Source organism: Nocardiopsis sp. CC223A (assembly GCF_030766825.1).
Taxonomy (GTDB): domain Bacteria; phylum Actinomycetota; class Actinomycetes; order Streptosporangiales; family Streptosporangiaceae; genus Nocardiopsis.
Genome location: NZ_JASFDV010000085.1, coordinates 1 through 16,036 on the forward strand (window position 1 = coordinate 1; position 16,036 = coordinate 16,036).

General features: G+C 71.6%; 10 protein-coding genes and 1 riboswitch. Of the genes, 4 read left to right on the forward strand and 6 right to left on the reverse strand.

Annotated elements, in window-relative coordinates:
• From QJS33_RS25735 to QJS33_RS25745, 3 genes are all read right to left on the reverse strand, one after another.
• Nucleotides 1–778 (reverse strand): ABC transporter ATP-binding protein (locus tag QJS33_RS25735; protein WP_306370657.1); only part of this gene is annotated, 778 nt, incomplete at its 3' end.
• A 2-nt stretch (nt 779–780) separates the two neighbouring features.
• A complete protein-coding gene (locus QJS33_RS25740) occupies nt 781–1,392 on the reverse strand; it encodes an ECF transporter S component (RefSeq protein WP_306370658.1) in 612 nt (203 codons plus the stop codon).
• Nucleotides 1,393–1,498: 106 nt separating this feature from the next.
• Nucleotides 1,499–1,604: riboswitch (TPP riboswitch) on the reverse strand.
• Between the two features lie 517 nt (nt 1,605–2,121).
• Entirely contained in the window at nt 2,122–4,242 is a 2,121-nt protein-coding gene (locus tag QJS33_RS25745; protein ID WP_306370659.1) for a transglycosylase domain-containing protein, read from the reverse strand.
• Nucleotides 4,243–4,991: 749 nt separating this feature from the next.
• On the opposite strand from QJS33_RS25745, the gene QJS33_RS25750 reads away from it, so the two are divergent.
• From QJS33_RS25750 to glgB, 4 genes are all read left to right on the forward strand, one after another.
• On the forward strand, nt 4,992–6,962 hold the full coding sequence (locus QJS33_RS25750) for an alpha-1,4-glucan--maltose-1-phosphate maltosyltransferase (RefSeq protein WP_306370660.1): 1,971 nt from the start codon (nt 4,992–4,994) through the stop codon (nt 6,960–6,962).
• A gap of 110 nt (nt 6,963–7,072) precedes the next feature.
• The gene (gene treS, locus QJS33_RS25755; RefSeq protein ID WP_306370661.1) at nt 7,073–8,998 is read left to right on the forward strand and encodes a maltose alpha-D-glucosyltransferase; all 1,926 of its coding nucleotides are present in this window, start codon (nt 7,073–7,075) and stop codon (nt 8,996–8,998) included.
• Nucleotide 8,999: 1 nt separating this feature from the next.
• Nucleotides 9,000–10,385, forward strand: a complete 1,386-nt coding sequence (locus tag QJS33_RS25760) for a phosphotransferase (protein WP_306370662.1) — start codon at nt 9,000–9,002, stop codon at nt 10,383–10,385.
• 449 nt (nt 10,386–10,834) lie between these two features.
• Nucleotides 10,835–13,000, forward strand: coding sequence for a 1,4-alpha-glucan branching protein GlgB (gene glgB / locus QJS33_RS25765; protein ID WP_306370679.1), 2,166 nt, complete (start codon nt 10,835–10,837; stop codon nt 12,998–13,000).
• A gap of 199 nt (nt 13,001–13,199) precedes the next feature.
• Here the strand turns inward: glgB and QJS33_RS25770 are convergent, their stop codons facing one another.
• From QJS33_RS25770 to frr, 3 genes are all read right to left on the reverse strand, one after another.
• Nucleotides 13,200–14,381 carry a pyridoxal phosphate-dependent aminotransferase gene (locus QJS33_RS25770; RefSeq protein WP_306370663.1) on the reverse strand — a complete coding sequence of 394 codons (1,182 nt, stop codon included), beginning with the start codon at nt 14,379–14,381 and terminating at the stop codon, nt 13,200–13,202.
• Between the two features lie 93 nt (nt 14,382–14,474).
• A complete protein-coding gene (locus tag QJS33_RS25775) occupies nt 14,475–15,428 on the reverse strand; it encodes a phosphatidate cytidylyltransferase (protein ID WP_306370664.1) in 954 nt (317 codons plus the stop codon).
• Between the two features lie 3 nt (nt 15,429–15,431).
• Nucleotides 15,432–15,989: a ribosome recycling factor gene (gene frr, locus QJS33_RS25780; RefSeq protein WP_306370665.1), complete on the reverse strand. Its 558-nt coding sequence runs from the start codon at nt 15,987–15,989 to the stop codon at nt 15,432–15,434.
• Nucleotides 15,990–16,036: the final 47 nt, after the last annotated feature.

The following is a 16,036-nucleotide window of genomic DNA, read 5'->3' on the forward strand; positions in this document are numbered from 1 at the left end:
GGGAGGGGTCGGGCTCGTGTCCGGGCACCCACACGCCCTGTGCGGCCAGCGCGGCGCCGTGGGCGGCGAACACCGCGTGCGGCGGGCCGTCGGCGGTAACGCCGCCGCCGGCCGCCAGCACGACCACCCGGTCCACCAGGTCCACGACCTCGGCGACCCGGTGCTCCACCAGCACCATCGTCGCGGAGGTCCGCTCCAGCAGGCGGGCCAGCACGCCGCGCACCAGGTCGGCCCCGGCCGGGTCGAGGTTGGCGGTGGGCTCGTCGAGCAGCAGCAGGCGCGGGCGCATCGCCATCGCCCCCGCGATGACCAGGCGCTGCTTCTCGCCGCCCGACAGCGCGCCGGTGGGGTGGCGCGGGCCGTAGGGGAACCCGACGGCCTCCAGCGCCCCGCGCACCCGGTCGCGGATCTCCTCCGGCGGCACGCCCAGGTTCTCCGGGCCGAAGGCGACGTCGTCCCCGGCCCGGGCCATGACGATCTGCGACTCGGGGTCCTGGGCGACCAGCGCGGCCCCGGCCCGGCCGCGGCGGGCCTGCTCCCCGTCCACCAGGAGCAGGCCCTCCTCCTCCCCGCCGATCGCGCCGTCGTCCCCGGTGAGCCCGGCGAGGGCGTGCAGCAGAGTGGACTTGCCGGTGCCGGAGGCGCCCAGCAGCAGCACCCGTTCACCGGGCTCGACGGTCAGGTCGACGCCGCGCAGGGTGTGCGCGTCCCGGCCCGCGTGCCGCCATCCCCAGCCGGAGAGTTCGACGCGCGCGCCCGGGCGTCCTCGTTCGGCCACGGTCAGCCCTTGGCCGAGGCGAAGGGGGCCAGCGCGCCGGAACGGGCCAGGGCGGTGGTGAGCAGGCGCGCCCCGACCCCGGCGATGACCGCGGCGCTGATCACGACGATGACCCCGTAGGTCACCTGGTAGTGCAGCGGCCAGGTGACGTTGTAGGCGAGGTTGTCGCGGATCGCCGGGGAGATCCCGGCGACGGCGGCCGCCAGGACGGCGACGCCCATGCCCCAGCGGCGGTAGCCGAAGGCCAGGAAGACCAGCTCGGGCAGGATGCCCTGGAGGGTGCCGTCGAGGAGGACCATGATCCCCCACTGGGTGCCCAGGACCGCCGACACCGAGGCGGCGGCGATCGAGGTCAGCAGGGCGGCACCGGGCCTGCGGATGATGAGCCCGCCCAGGACGCCGGAGATCAGCCACATGCCGTAGATGGCGGCCTGCGCGGGCGGGAACCCGATGAACAGCGGCGCGGTGAGGGTCCAGAGGTGGCCCCAGGCCCAGAAGACGACGCCGATGGCGACGCCCAGCACGGCGGCGACGACGATGTCGACGGTACGCCAGCCGCGGGCCCGCGACCTGATGTCGGCCCAGGTGCCACCGGAGGTGGTGTCGGTGCCCATGTGATGTGTCCCTTCGTCGGTGTGACGAGGGGCGGATACGGCCAAGAGCGGCACCGGGGCACGGCGGCGCCGGAAGCGGACCTCCGGCGCGCGAGACGCGCCACCGGTGGCGGTTCCCACGACTTCCTTCGCCGGCATTACCCGGATCAGGTGTGTAAGGGTCTGCGGTCTGTCCGCACTCTCAGCGCTCACGCGCTCCCCTGTCGGTTCGCCCCCATTATGCGCCATATGACGGAAAAGACCAGCCCTGTACCGTAACGTCTCACCACCCGGAACGCCGCGGGGCCGCCCCCGAACCGGGTCCGGCCCCCGACCGCGCCTCCTCGGGCCCCGCTCCGCCCCGGCCGCGGGCCGTCCTTCACCGTGCACGGGCCCCTCGCCCTACGTGCCCCTCGCCCTGCACAGGCCCCCACCGTGCGGCCCCCGCCGGTCGGGCATCCCCGCCCCGGCCGACGGTCCTTCCTCCACCGTGCGCGGCCCCCTCGCCCTGAGTGCCACCTCGCCCGGTGCAAGCCCCCACCGTGCACGGACCCCGCCGTGCGGCCCCGCCGGTCGGGCGTACCCGCCCCCGGCCAACGGTCCCTCCTTCGCCGTGTGGGCCCGCCGGTCAGGCGCCTCGCCCCCGACCGACGGCCCCTCCTTCGCCGTGCGCGGACCCTCGCCCGGCGTGCCCCTCGCCCGGCGCAAGCCCCCACCGTGCACGGACCTCGCCGTGTGGGCCCCCGCCGGTCAGGCGTCCTCGTCCTCGTCCCCGTCCTTCTTCTTGGGCGGGGTCGCCGACGGGTCGCCGAAGCGGGGCGGCGACGGGGCGAACGACTCCGCGGGCAGGTCGGCCGTGGCACGGGACATCGTGGCCTGCCAGATCGGCCCCGGCAGCGTGCCGCCGTAGACGATCCCGTAGTACCGGCCGCCGATCCACACCCCCTGGAGCGGGTTCTGCTCCCCGCCCCGGATGTCGCCGACCACCACGGCCGAGGCCAGGCCGGGCGTGTACCCGGCGAACCAGGCGTACGCCGCGCTGTCGGTGGTGCCGGTCTTGCCCGCGGCCGGGCGGCCGATGCCCAGACCGTTGGCGGTACCGCCCTTGAAGGTCTGCTGGAGCAGGTGGTTGACGCCGTCGGCCACGTGGGTCGGCACCGCCTCCTCGTCGCAGTGCGAGCGCATCCGGATCTCGCGGTGGTCCTCGTCGCCCTCCCGGCCGACGGTCACCGAGGACACCGGACGGGGCTCGCAGTACTCGCCCCGCGCGGCGAAGGTGGCGTAGGCGTTGGCGACGGTGAGCGGGGAGACCTCCTGGTCGCCCAGGGTGAAGGAGCTCCACACGCCCAGCGGCTCGCCGTCGGCGCGGTGGATACCGGCCCGCTCGGCCATCCTGGAGGTCTCGCACAGCCCCACCCGCCGCTGGAGCTGGGCGAAGTAGGTGTTCACCGACCCCTTGGTCCCGCTGATCATGTTGTGCGATCCCGCATCGCTGTCACCCGCGTTGTTCACCTTCCACGTGGACATCGTCCCGCCCTCGCAGTTGGCCATCCCGCTCACCGAGACGCTCTTGGGCGAGTCGAAGCTGGTCCCGTACTTCAGCCCCCTGTCCAGCGCCGCGGCCAGGGTGAACGCCTTGAACGTGGAGCCCGCCTGGTACCCGTGCGAACCCCCGTCCGCGCGGTCGACGGCCAGGTTGATGGAGGTCGTCCCGGCCTCCTCCTCGTCGAACCCGTACCGCATGTTCTGGGCCATCGCCCGGACCTTGCCGGTACCGGGCTCCACCAGCACCTGGGCGGCGAACTTGGTGGTCTCCCCCGGCGGTACCCGGGCGTCGATGGCCTCCTGCGCGGCCGCCTGCATCCCCGAGTCCAGGGTGGTGCGCACGGTGATGCCGCCGCGCTCCAGCAGGAACTCGCGTTCCGCGGGGTCCTCGGCCAGTTCCTCGGACTCGCGGAGCCAGCGCATCACGTAGTCGCAGAAGAACGGCTGCTCACTGTGGTAGCAGCTGCCGCCGCGCGGGGTGGGGTCCAGCCCCAGATCGGCTCCGCGGTACCCGGCGGCCTCCTCCTCGGACAGGTGGCCGGTGGCGACCATGCGGTCGAGCACCAGGTCGCGCCGTTCGGCGGCGGCCTCGGGGTTGGACAGCGGGTCGTAGTAGGAGGGGGCGCGCACCAGGCCCACGAGGGTCGCCGCCTGGCCGGGGTCCAGCTCGCCCGCGGTGGTCGAGAAGTAGCGGCGGGCCGCGATCTCGATGCCGTGGGCGCCGGCGCCGAAGTAGGCGAGGTTGAGGTACCCCTCCATGATCTCGTCCTTGCCCAGACGGTCCTCGACGTCGATGGCGTAGCGCAGCTCGACGAGTTTGCGGGTCAGGGTCCGCTCGCTGGCGCGCCGCACCCCCTCCTCGTCGGTGGCCTGCTCGATGAGCAGGTTCTTGACGTACTGCTGGGTGATGGTCGAGCCGCCCTGGGTGTCGCCCTGGGCGGTGCGCGTGGCGGCGCGCAGCAGTCCGCGCAGGTCCAGCCCGGAGTGTTCGTAGAACCGTTCGTCCTCGATCGCCATCAGCGCGGCCGGGACCCAGGGGCTGATGTCCGCCAGGTCGACGACATCGCGTTCGCGCCGGGCCACCTCCGCGATGGGCTCGTGGTCGACGTCGGTGATGAGGACCCGCTCGGCCAGGCGGCGGATCTCCAGGTCGGCCGGCAGCGCCATGAACCCGGACGCGGCGTCGCGGGCGACCAGTCCCAGCCCGCCCACCCAGGGCAGGACCAGTGACGCGGCCAGCAGCCCCGCCAGCACACCCGTCCCCGCCAGCCCCAGGACCGTTCTGCGTCCCGGCCTCGGCCGGCCCTTTCGGTTCGGCTCCGTCACGTCGTCCCCCCAACGCAATGTGGCCCCCGCCCGCGCTCGGCGCGGACGGGGCACTGCTGCGTCGACCAGCCTCGCAGGGGCGTGCCGCCCCGCCCGGCACGGGATCGGGCGTGTCACTGAAACTCTTCATCAATCCATGGCAAAGCCCACAGACCGGACATCGCTCACGCCAGGTGCACGAATCAACGAAACGGGCATTTCAATTTCTCGACATCGAGATGAAACGAAGCCGTCAGGCGCGGCGCGTTGCAACGATGGGCCGGACCCCGAACAAGCGGACGACCGAAGATCATTCCGACACGCGGGCATGTCCGGAATAAGACCGGACCCTCCCTTCGGACATTCGGTCATCCCTACCCACCCACCACACCCCTGCAACATGACCGACGAGTTTTCCGACTTTTCACCACAGAGAATGGCAGAACAACCAGAGAGACACCCGAAACACCTGTCGCCTTCTGCCCGGTTTGCGCAGTTTACTCAGGTGAAACCAGGCAAATACCAGCAGGAGGCCCCCGCGCCTAGTGTGATGAGGATCACATAAATTATCCGGCCCGGACACTCCGCCAAACCACACGAGAGGGCAGACGATAGAGAGCGGAGGGCACCGAAGCCGCAATCCGGACAGAATCCGATCCGGGCACTCCGTTAACTCCGTCTTGCCTCGGATTAACTCTGGGTTATTTCCGCCTTCGGCGACCAAAGCGCCTCCCGAAAACGCCCGAACCACAACAATTACGGTGTAGCCAGTGATCGGACGCCTGCCCATCCTCGACATCTCTCCGGACAACGATCTCGGCCCGGTGAAAGCGGTTCCCGGCGAACGCTTCACCATCGGCGCGACGGTCATCCGCGAAGGGCACGATTCCCTCGCAGCGGGTGTGGTCGTCTATTCGCCCCAGGGCCGCCGGGAACGCCTCGTCCGCATGAGCGAACGCGCGCCCGGAACCGACCGCCACGAGGCGGAGATCTCGCTCCCCGCCGAGGGGAAGTGGTCCTTCGCCATCGAGGCCTGGAGCGACCCCTTCGCCACCTGGCACCACGCCGCCGAGGTCAAGCTCCCCCTGGGCCAGGACACCGACCTGGTACTGGAGGAGGGGGCACGGCTGCTGGCCCGGGCCGCCCGCCGCGTTCCGCGCCGACCGCTGCTCACCCGGGCGGCGGCCGCCCTGCGCGACACCTCGCTGGCCCCGGCCGAGCGCTACGCGGCCGCGGTCACCCCCGAGGTGCTCGCCCTCATGCACGAGCACCCCCTGCGCGAACTCGTCACCCGCTCGCCGCGCACCCGCGTGGTCGTGCACCGCCAACGCGCCCTGTTCGGCTCCTGGTACGAGTTCTTCCCCCGCTCCGAGGGCGCCCAGGTGGACACCGCCCCCGGCCAGGAGGTCTCCGGCACCTTCGCCACCGCGGCCAAACGGCTGCCGGCCATCGCCGACATGGGCTTCGACGTCGTGTACCTGCCGCCGATCCACCCCGTCGGGCACGCCCACCGCAAGGGTGCGAACAACGCCCTCACCGCCGGTCCGGGCGAGCCCGGATCGGTGTGGGCCATCGGCTCGGCCGACGGCGGCCACGACGCCGTCCACCCCGACCTGGGCACCCTCGCCGACTTCGACGCCTTCGTCGCCGAGGCGCACGGACACGGCCTGGAGATCGCCCTGGACCTGGCCCTGCAATGCTCCCCGGACCACCCGTGGGTCACCGAACACCCCGAGTGGTTCACCACCCGGGCCGACGGGTCCATCGCCTACGCCGAGAACCCGCCCAAGAAGTACCAGGACATCTACCCGATCAACTTCGACAACGACTTCCCCGGCCTGTACAGGGAGATCCGCCGCGTCGTCCAGCACTGGATCGACCACGGGGTGCGCATCTTCCGGGTCGACAACCCGCACACCAAGCCGGTGGTGTTCTGGGAGAAACTGCTGGCCGACGTGGCGAAAAAGCACCCGGACGTGCTGTTCCTGGCCGAGGCGTTCACCCGCCCCGCCATGATGCGGACCCTGGCCAAGGTCGGGTTCCACCAGTCGTACACCTACTTCACCTGGCGCAACGGCAAGGACGAGCTCACCGACTACCTCACCGAGCTGAGCCGGGAGACCGCCCACTACCTGCGGCCCAACTTCTTCGCCAACACCCCGGACATCCTCAACGCCTACCTCCAGGAGGGCGGGCGCCCCGCCTTCGAGGCCCGCGCGGTCCTGGCCGCGCTGCTCTCGCCCACCTGGGGCATCTACTCCGGTTACGAGCTGTGCGAGAACACCCCCGTACGGCCCGGCAGCGAGGAGTACCTGAACTCGGAGAAGTACCAGTACCGGCCGCGCGACTGGGCGGGGGCCGAGGCCGAGGGACGGAGCATCTCCGGCCTCATCACCCGGCTCAACCGGCTGCGCCGGGCCCACCCGGCCCTGCACGAGCTGCGCAACCTGCGGTTCCACCCGGTGGACCGGCCGGAGATCATCTGCTTCTCCAAGCACAGCCCCGGCGAACGCCCCGGCGACCCCGACGACCTCGTCATCGCGGTCGTCAACCTCGACCCGCACCACGCCCGCGAGGCGACGGTGCACCTGGATCTGCCGTCCATCGGCCGTGCGTGGGAGGAGGAACTCAAGGTGACCGACGAGCTGACCGGTGCCGCCTACACCTGGGGGGCGGCGAACTACGTCCGGCTCGACCCCGAGCGGGGTCCCGCGCACGTGTTCACCGTCAACGGCAGATAACGGCCCGCGGAGCGACCGGAGGGCGCTGCGGACGGTGTCCGCAGGCGCCCTTCCCATGCCCCGATCAGCCGTTGATCCGATGTCGAACATTCATTGGTGGGGAGCAGTAGATGAGCAACGACGAGTCCGGACCGGGCCGCCCCGAACACCCCGCGCACGGTCCGCTCGCGCCGGCCACCGGGGCCGCCACCGGCCCGCTCATGTCCTCCGGCGGTACCGGTGACCCCTACTGGTACAAGAGCGCCGTCTTCTACGAAGTACTCGCCCGGGGTTTCCACGACTCCAACGGCGACGGCACCGGCGATCTCGCCGGCCTGGTGCGGAAACTGGACTACCTCCAGTGGCTCGGCATCGACTGCATCTGGCTGCTGCCGATGTACGAGTCCCCCCTGCGCGACGGCGGCTACGACATCTCGGACTACTTCAAGATCCTCCCCGAGTTCGGCACCACCGCCGACTTCGTGGAGCTGCTGGACGAGGCGCACCGGCGCGGCATCCGCGTCATCACCGACCTGGTCATGAACCACACCAGCGACCAGCACCCCTGGTTCAAGGCCTCCCGCGAGGACCCCGACGGTCCCTACGGCGACTTCTACGTGTGGTCCGACACCAAGGACCGCTACCAGGACGCCCGGATCATCTTCGTCGACACCGAGACGTCCAACTGGACCTACGACGAGGTTCGCGGCCAGTACTACTGGCACCGCTTCTTCTCCCACCAGCCCGACCTCAACTTCGAGAACCCGGCCGTCCAGGAGGCCATCCTGGAGGTCCTGCGCTACTGGCTGGACCTGGGCATCGACGGCTTCCGGCTGGACGCGGTGCCCTACCTGTACGAGCGCGAGGGCACCAACTGCGAGAACCTCAAGGAGACGCACGAGTTCCTCAAGCGCGTACGCGCGGAGGTGGACCGGCTCTACCCCGGCCGGGTCCTGCTGAGCGAGGCCAACCAGTGGCCCTCCGAGGTCGTGGACTACTTCGGCGACCACGAGGTCGGCGGCGACGAGTGCCACATGAACTTCCACTTCCCGCTGATGCCGCGCATGTTCATGGCGGTACGGCGGGAGCAGCGTTACCCGATCTCGGAGATCCTCGCCCAGACCCCGGAGATCCCCAGCGGCTGCCAATGGGCGATCTTCCTGCGCAACCACGACGAGCTGACCCTGGAGATGGTCACCGACGAGGAGCGCGACTACATGTACTCCGAGTACGCCAAGGAACCCCGCATGCGCGCCAACGTGGGGATCCGGCGGCGGCTCGCGCCCCTGCTGGACAACGACCGCAACCAGATCGAGCTGTTCACCGCCCTGCTGCTGTCCCTGCCCGGGTCGCCGGTGCTGTACTACGGCGACGAGATCGGCATGGGCGACAACATCTGGCTGGGCGACCGCGACGCCGTGCGCACGCCCATGCAGTGGAGCTCCGACCGCAACGCCGGGTTCTCCACCGGCGACCCCGGGCGCCTGTACCTGCCGCTCATCCTCGACCCGGTGTACGGCTACCAGGCGATCAACGTCGAGTCCCAGCGCGCCAACCCCGGCTCGCTGCTCAACTGGACGCGGCAGATGATCCAGATCCGCAAGCGGCACCCCGTGTTCGGCACCGGCGCGTTCACCGAGCTCGACGCCAGCAACCCCAGCGTGTTCGCGTTCATCCGCGAACACGGCGACGACCGCATGCTGTGCGTCAACAACCTGTCCAAGCACCCGCAGCCGGTGGAGCTGGACCTGTCCCGCTACCTCGGGGTGAGCCCGGTGGAGTGCGTGGGCGGGGTGCGCTTCCCGCGGATCGGTGAGCTGCCGTACCTGCTCACCCTGCCCGGGCACGGCTTCTACTGGTTCCAGCTGCCTCCCGCCGCGGACGTCGGCCCCGGCCCCGTCGTCGGCGAGGAGGACACCGCACCGACCTACGGCCTGCCCGCGGCCGGGCTCAGTGCCCGGGCCGCGCTGGGCGGACGGTCCTCCCGCACCCGTGGCGCCCACCACACCACGGTCGCCATGCCGCCCTCCGAGGAGAAGGGGAACAGGCCCAGCTGACATGTCCCAACTCGAAGAGCTCCTGGCCGTCTGGATGCCCCGGCAACGCTGGTTCTCCGGCAAGGGCATCCCCATCCGCCAGATCCGGGTCGAAAGCCGGCACACCCTGGTGTCCGCCGGCCCCGACGGCCCCGACCTCAACCTGCTCGTCGTCCGCGCCGGACAGCGCGGCCTCAGCTCCCGCTACCAGGTACTGCTCGGCTCCCGGCCGTCGCGCTCCCTGCCCGCGGACCTGGCGGGCGCCGCCATCGGCGTCCACCAGTCCCCGGGCGGGAGGTCCCGGGTCATCTACGACGCGGCCAACGACACCCAGCTGACCGCCATGCTGCTGGAACGCTTCGCCGCCCCCGCGGCGGCCGGGCGCATCCGGTTCCGCACCCTGCCCGGTGAGCGCATCCGCACCGGCGCCGTGGGGCGGATGCTCACCGGGGAGCAGTCCAACACGTCCCTGGTGTTCGGCGAGGACTACGTCCTCAAGACGTTCCGGCGGGTGTGGCCCGGCCCCAACCCGGACCTGGAGCTCAACCGGGCACTGTACGGCTCGCCGTACGTGGCCCGGCCGTGCGGGTGGATCGAGGCGGACCTGCCCGGGTTCGCCGAGACCACCACTCTGGCGATGCTCCAGGACTACATCCCCGGGGCCTCGGACGGATGGGTGCTGGCCACCGCCGACGCCGAGGCGCTGACCCGGGGCGCCGGCCGCGCGGCGGAGACCTCCTTCACCGAGGACGCGGCCCTGCTCGGGCGCACCACGGCGGAGGTGCACCGCAGCCTGGCCAGGGCCCTGCCCACGGACGTGCTGTCGGTGACGGCCGTGGCGGAGCTGGCCGACGCCATGGTGGAGCGGCTGGCCATGGCCAGCGCCGAGGTGCCGGAGCTGGCCGAGCACGCACCCCGGGTGATGGAGGCCTACGCCGAGTTCGCCCGGGTGGACGAGCCGCTGCCGATCCAGCGCATCCACGGCGACTACCACCTGGGGCAGGTCATCCGCACGCGGTCCGGGGGGTGGGTGCTGCTCGACTTCGAGGGCGAGCCCACCGTCTCCGTCGCCGAACGGCGGCGGCCCTCCAGCCCGCTGCGGGACGTGGCCGGGATGCTGCGCTCCTTCGACTACGCCGCCGGGTACCTGCTGGTCGACCACCCCGGCGACGAGGAGCTGGAGTGGTCGGCGCGGTCCTGGGCACGGGCCAACCGCGAGGCGTTCTGCCGCGGATACGCCGACGGCGGCGGCGCCGACCCGGACAAGCACCTGACCGTGCTGCGGGCCTTCGAGTTCGACAAGGCCGTGTACGAGGTGCTGTACGAGGCCCGCAACCGGCCGCACTGGCTGCGGGTGCCGTTGGAGTCCATCGCCTCGGCGGCCGCGGCCCCGCCGGTGCCCCGCTGAACGGCGGCCCGCCCGGGGCGGACCACCCCCGGGCGGGCCGCGCCGCTCCCCCCACCCCTCCCCGTTTCCTGTCCACCGTCCCTGTCCACGAACACCACGGAGCAGCATTGTCCTCGCCACGCAGCGAACAGCGTCCGCGCGCGACCACCGATGAGGAGACCGCGAAGAAGACCGGGAGCAAGGCCGCCTCCGCGAAGAAGACCGAGCCCGAGGCCGCACCCGCGAAGAAGACCGCGGGCAAGGCCACCCCCGTGCAGAAGACCGCGGGCAAGACGGCACCCGTGCAGAAGACCGCGGGCAAGGCCGCCTCCGCGAAGAAGACCGAGAGCAGGGCGGGCGCGGCGAAGAAGAAGGCACCCGTCACCAAGGGCCGTGCCAAGGCCGCCCCGGCGGGGAGGGCGCCCGCGCGCACGGCCCCGGCCCGCGCCGCCGCCGGGTCCGACCCGGAGCTGCTCGCCGCGATCGACCGCGTGGTCGACGGCCACCACCACGACCCGCACTCCGTCCTGGGCGTGCACGCCCAGGGGCGGACCACCGTGGTGCGGGTACTGCGGCCCCACGCCACCGAGGTCCACCTGGAGCTGCGCGACGGCGACCGGGTGCGGGCCGAGCACCTGCACCGGGGCGTGTTCACCGCCGAGGTGCCCGGGAAGGGGCCGGGCGGCCCCGCCGGCTACCGGGTCATCGCCCGCTACGAGGACGGCGCCGAGCACACGGCCGCCGACCCCTACCCGTTCGCGCCCGTCCTGGGCGACCTGGACCTGCACCTCATCGGCGAGGGCAGGCACGAGGAGCTGTGGCGGGCGCTGGGAGCCCACACCCGCACCCTGGAGACCGGTGCGGGCGAGGTGTCCGGCACCTCCTTCACGGTGTGGGCGCCCAACGCCCGCGGGGTGCGCCTGATCGGCGACTTCAACCTGTGGAACGGCGTCGGCCACCCCATGCGCAGCCTGGGCGGCACCGGCGTGTGGGAGCTGTTCGTGCCCGGGGTGGGCGACGGGGCGCTGTACAAGTTCCAGCTGCTGGGCGCGGACGGGCACTGGCGGGACAAGGCCGACCCGATGGCGCGGGCCACCCAGGTACCACCGCAGACCGCGTCGGTGGTGACGACGTCCGGCCACGTGTGGACCGACCAGGAGTGGATGGCCGAGCGCAAGGGCGTGGAGCCGCACCGGGCGCCGATGAGCGTGTACGAGGTGCACCTGGGATCGTGGCGGCCCGGGCTGTCGTACACCGAGCTGGCCGAGCAGCTCGTCGAGTACGTCACCGAACTGGGGTTCACCCATGTGGAGTTCCTGCCGGTGGCCGGGCACCCCTACGACGGCTCCTGGGGCTACCAGGTCACGTCGTACTTCGCGCCCACGCCCCGGTTCGGCTCGCCCGACGGGTTCCGGCACCTGGTGGACTCGCTGCACCGGGCCGGGATCGGGGTCCTGCTGGACTGGGTGCCCGCGCACTTCCCGAAGGACGATTGGGCGCTGGCCCGGTTCGACGGCACCGCGCTGTACGAGCACCCCGACCCGCGCCGGGGCGAGCACCCCGACTGGGGGACGCTCATCTTCAACTACGGGCGCACCGAGGTGCGCAACTTCCTCGTGGCCAACGCCCTGTACTGGCTGGAGGAGTTCCACATCGACGGGCTGCGGGTGGACGCGGTGGCGTCCATGCTGTACCTGGACTACTCGCGCGAGGACGGCGGGTGGGAGCCCAACGTCTTCGGCGGCCGGGAGAACCTGGAGGCGATCGACTTCCTCAAGGAGCTCAACACGGTCGTGTACCGCCGCAACCCGCACGCGGTGATGATCGCCGAGGAGTCCACCGCCTACCCGGGGGTGACCCTGCCGGTGGACCACGGCGGGCTCGGGTTCGGGCTCAAGTGGAACATGGGGTGGATGCACGACACCCTGGAGTACCTCGCCAAGGAGCCGGTCCACCGCAGGTACCACCACGACGAGATCACCTTCTCGATGGTGTACGCCTACAGCGAGAACTACGTGCTGCCGCTGTCGCACGACGAGGTGGTGCACGGCAAGCGGTCGCTGTTCAACAAGCCGCCGGGCGACGAGTGGCAGCGGGCGGCGAACCTGCGGGCGCTGCTGGCGTTCATGTGGTCGCACCCGGGCAAGCAGCTGTTGTTCATGGGCGGGGAGATCGCCCAGGGCGACGAGTGGTCGCACCTGGACGGGGTGCCCTGGTGGCTGCTGCGCTACGACCACCATGCGGGAACGCAGCGCCTGGTCAAGGCGCTCAACGACCTGTACCGGCCGCGTCCGGCGCTGTGGTCGCTGGACACCGACCCGGCCGGGTTCCAGTGGCTGGACGGCGGCGACCGCGACGGCAACACGCTGTCGTACCTGCGGCGGGGCGAGGACGGCTCGGCGCTGGTGTGCGCGGTGAACTTCTCGCCGGTGCCGCGTCCGGACTGGCGGATCGGCCTGCCCTGGGAGGGCCGCTGGGCGGCGGTGCTCAACACCGACGAGGCCCGGTTCGGGGGCTCGGAGTACCCGGCGCCCGCGCACGTGCAGGCCCGGGCACAGGAGTGGCACGGCCAGCCGTTCTCGGCGGAGGTGACGCTGCCGCCGCTGGGCGCGGTCTGGTTCGAGCACCGGCCCTGAGCCGGATGGGCGCAGGGCGGCCCCGGTCCGGTCTCGGACCGGGGCCGCCCTGCGCGGCACCGTCATCGCGCCGTCATCCGGTGACACGCCGGTGACACCACGGGTCACGAGAACTTCATGGCCTTCCGTGTCCGTTCGGCGCTCCGCCGGGGGCGGGACCCGCCCGGAACCGGTCCGGAACGCGCCCGGGGAGGCCCGTTCAGGATGCGCGGTGGTGCCAGGCGGTGAGGCGGGCGACCGCCTCGTCCAGGACCTCGTCGCGCTTGCAGAAGGCGAAGCGCAGCAGGTGCTCGCCCTCCTTCTCGCGGTCGTAGAACACCTGCGCCGGGACCGCCGCCACCCCGGCCTCCCGGGGCAGGGCGCGGGCGAGGTCCACCCCGTTCGTGTACCCCAGCGGCCGGATGTCGGCCATCACGAAGTAGGTGCCCTCGGACACGCCCACGTCGAACCCGGTCTCCGCCAGCCCCGCCGCCAGCCGGTCCCGCTTGCCCTGGAGCGCGGAGCGCTGGGCGGCGATCCACTCGCCCTCGTTGTCGATGGCGTCGGCGATCGCGAGCTGGAGCGCCCCGTTGGCGCTGAACGTCAGGAACTGGTTGACCGTGCGCACCGCCGCCACCAGCGGCTCGGGGCCCATGACCCAGCCGGTCTTCCAGCCGGTGACCGCGAACATCTTGCCCACCGAGGACACCGACACGGTACGCTCGCGCATCCCCGGCAGGGACGCCAGCGGCACGTGCGGCCTGCCGTCGAAGGCCAGGAACTCGTACACCTCGTCGGTGAACGCGATGAGGTCGTGCTCGCGGCACACCGCCGCGATCTCCTCCAGCTCCTGCGCGGTGAACACCGTCCCGGTCGGGTTGTGCGGGCTGTTGACCAGCACCATCCGCGTCCGGGGCCCCACCGCGGCGCGCAGCTCGTCCGGGTCGAAGGTGAACCGGCCGGTCGCCGGGTCCGGGCGCAGGGTGACCGGGCGGCGGACACCGCCGGCCAGCGTGACCATCGCGGCGTAGGAGTCGTACATCGGCTCGAACACGATGACCTCGTCACCGTGCTCGACCAGGGCCAGCAGGGCCGCGGCGATGCCCGCCGTCGCCCCCACCGTGATGTACACCTCGGTGTCCGGGTCCAGGTCGATCCCGTAGTGGCGGGACCGGTAGCGGCTGACCGCCCGACGCAGTTCCGGGCGCCCCGGGCCGGGCGGGTACTGGTTGACGCCCGCCAGGATGTTGCGGGAGGCGGCCTCCAGCAGGGAGCGGGGCCCGTCGGTGTCGGGGAAGCCCTGGCCCAGGTTGACCGATCCGGTCTCCGTGGCCAGTCTCGTCATCTCGGCGAAGATCGTCTCGCCGTACACGCGCATTCGTTCGATCAGCGGATTGTCCACGCCCCGAGCGTATCCCCCGGGCCGCGGGCCGCGCCCGTCCGGGCGAACACGTGGGGCGGGACCCCACGGGTCCCGCCCCACGTGCGCACCGGGTCAGGGCAGGAGCAGGCTGAGCACGATCCAGACCACCGGTCCCGCGATGAGCAGCGAGTCCAAGCGGTCCATCAGGCCGCCGTGGCCCGGCATGAACCGGCCCATGTCCTTGATCCCCAGGTCGCGCTTGAACAGCGACTCGATGAGGTCGCCGACCGTCGCGGCCAGGACCACCGCCAGGCCCAGGACCACGCCGACCCACCAGGGGCCGTCGAGCATCAGCACCACGCACAGGGCACCGGCCAGGGCACAGCCGAGCACGGAACCGCCGAAGCCCTCCCAGGTCTTGTTCGGGCTGATCACCGGCGCCATCTTGTGCCGGCCCAGCAGGATCCCGGCGAAGTAGCCGCCGATGTCGCTGGAGATCGTCACCACGATGAACGTCACCAGGCGCTGCTGGCCGTCCTCGGGGTGGGCGATCAGCAGCATCCACGTTGCCAGCAGGAACGGCAGGTAGGCCAGGGTGAACATGCTCGCCGAGGTGTCGGCGACGAACCCGTCCGCCCCGCCCCGCAACCGCCACACCAGGGCGGCGATCGCGGTCAGGGCGGTGGTCCCCAGCAGCCACTCGGGGCCGCCGAAGTAGGCGGCGGACTGCATGGCGACGCCGCCGACGGCCAGGGGGGCCACCGCGACGTCCATCCCCTTGCTGGCGAACGCCCGGTTGAGCTCGCGCATGCCGATCAGCACCCCCAGGGAGGTGATGATCGTGAACAGCGCGGGCCAGGGGAAGACCGAGAAGAAGACCAGCGCGCCCAGAAGGCACCCGCTGGCGATGGCCACCGGGAGGTTGCGGCCGGTCTTGACCGGTTCACCCCCCGGCTTGTGCAGCACGAAGCGCTGACCGGCGGCCTTGTCGGCCCCGGCGTCACCGGGGCCGACCTGCTGAGCGTCGTCGGGTCTGTGCTCCGGCGAGTGGTCATCGCCTCCGGAGCCGCTGGAAGGAGTCGTCACCGGCTAGACCTCAAGGAGTTCCGATTCCTTGTGCTTGAGGAGCTCGTCGACGGAACCGACGTACTTGTGGGACAGCTCGTCCAGCTCCGCCTGCGCACGGTGGGCCTCGTCCTCGCCGACCTCGCCCGCCTTGACGGCCTTCTCGAAGGCGTCCTTGGCGCGGCGGCGGACGTTGCGGATCGAGATCTTGGCGTCCTCGCCCTTGGTGCGCGCGACCTTCACGTACTCCTTGCGGCGCTCCTCGGACAGGTCCGGGAAGACGACCCGGATGACCTGGCCGTCGTCGGACGGGTTGACGCCGAGGTCGCTGTTGCGGATGGCGTTGATGATCGAGGTCCGGGAGTTGACGTCGAACGGTGAGATGACCACCATGCGCGGCTCGGGGACCGAGAAGGACGCGAGCTGGTTGATCGGCGTCGGCGCGCCGTAGTAGTCCACGGTGATCTTGTTGAACGTCGCCGGCGTGGGACGCCCGGTGCGGATCGCCGCGAAGTCCTCCTTCGCGACGATGACGGCCTTCTCCATCTTCTCCTCGGCTTCGAGGAGGGTCTCTTCGATCATGGGGCGCTCCCGGTTCTCGGCTGTGGTGTGCGTGGCTTGAGGGTGTC

Excerpts from the sequence above, each read along its gene's own strand:
- frr (WP_306370665.1), bottom strand. The coding sequence starts at position 15,989 with ATGATCGAAGAGACCCTCCTCGAAGCCGAGGAGAAGATGGAGAAGGCC.
- QJS33_RS25740 (WP_306370658.1), bottom strand. The coding sequence starts at position 1,392 with ATGGGCACCGACACCACCTCCGGTGGCACCTGGGCCGACATCAGGTCG.
- treS (WP_306370661.1), top strand. The coding sequence starts at position 7,073 with ATGAGCAACGACGAGTCCGGACCGGGCCGCCCCGAACACCCCGCGCAC.
- QJS33_RS25760 (WP_306370662.1), top strand. The coding sequence starts at position 9,000 with ATGTCCCAACTCGAAGAGCTCCTGGCCGTCTGGATGCCCCGGCAACGC.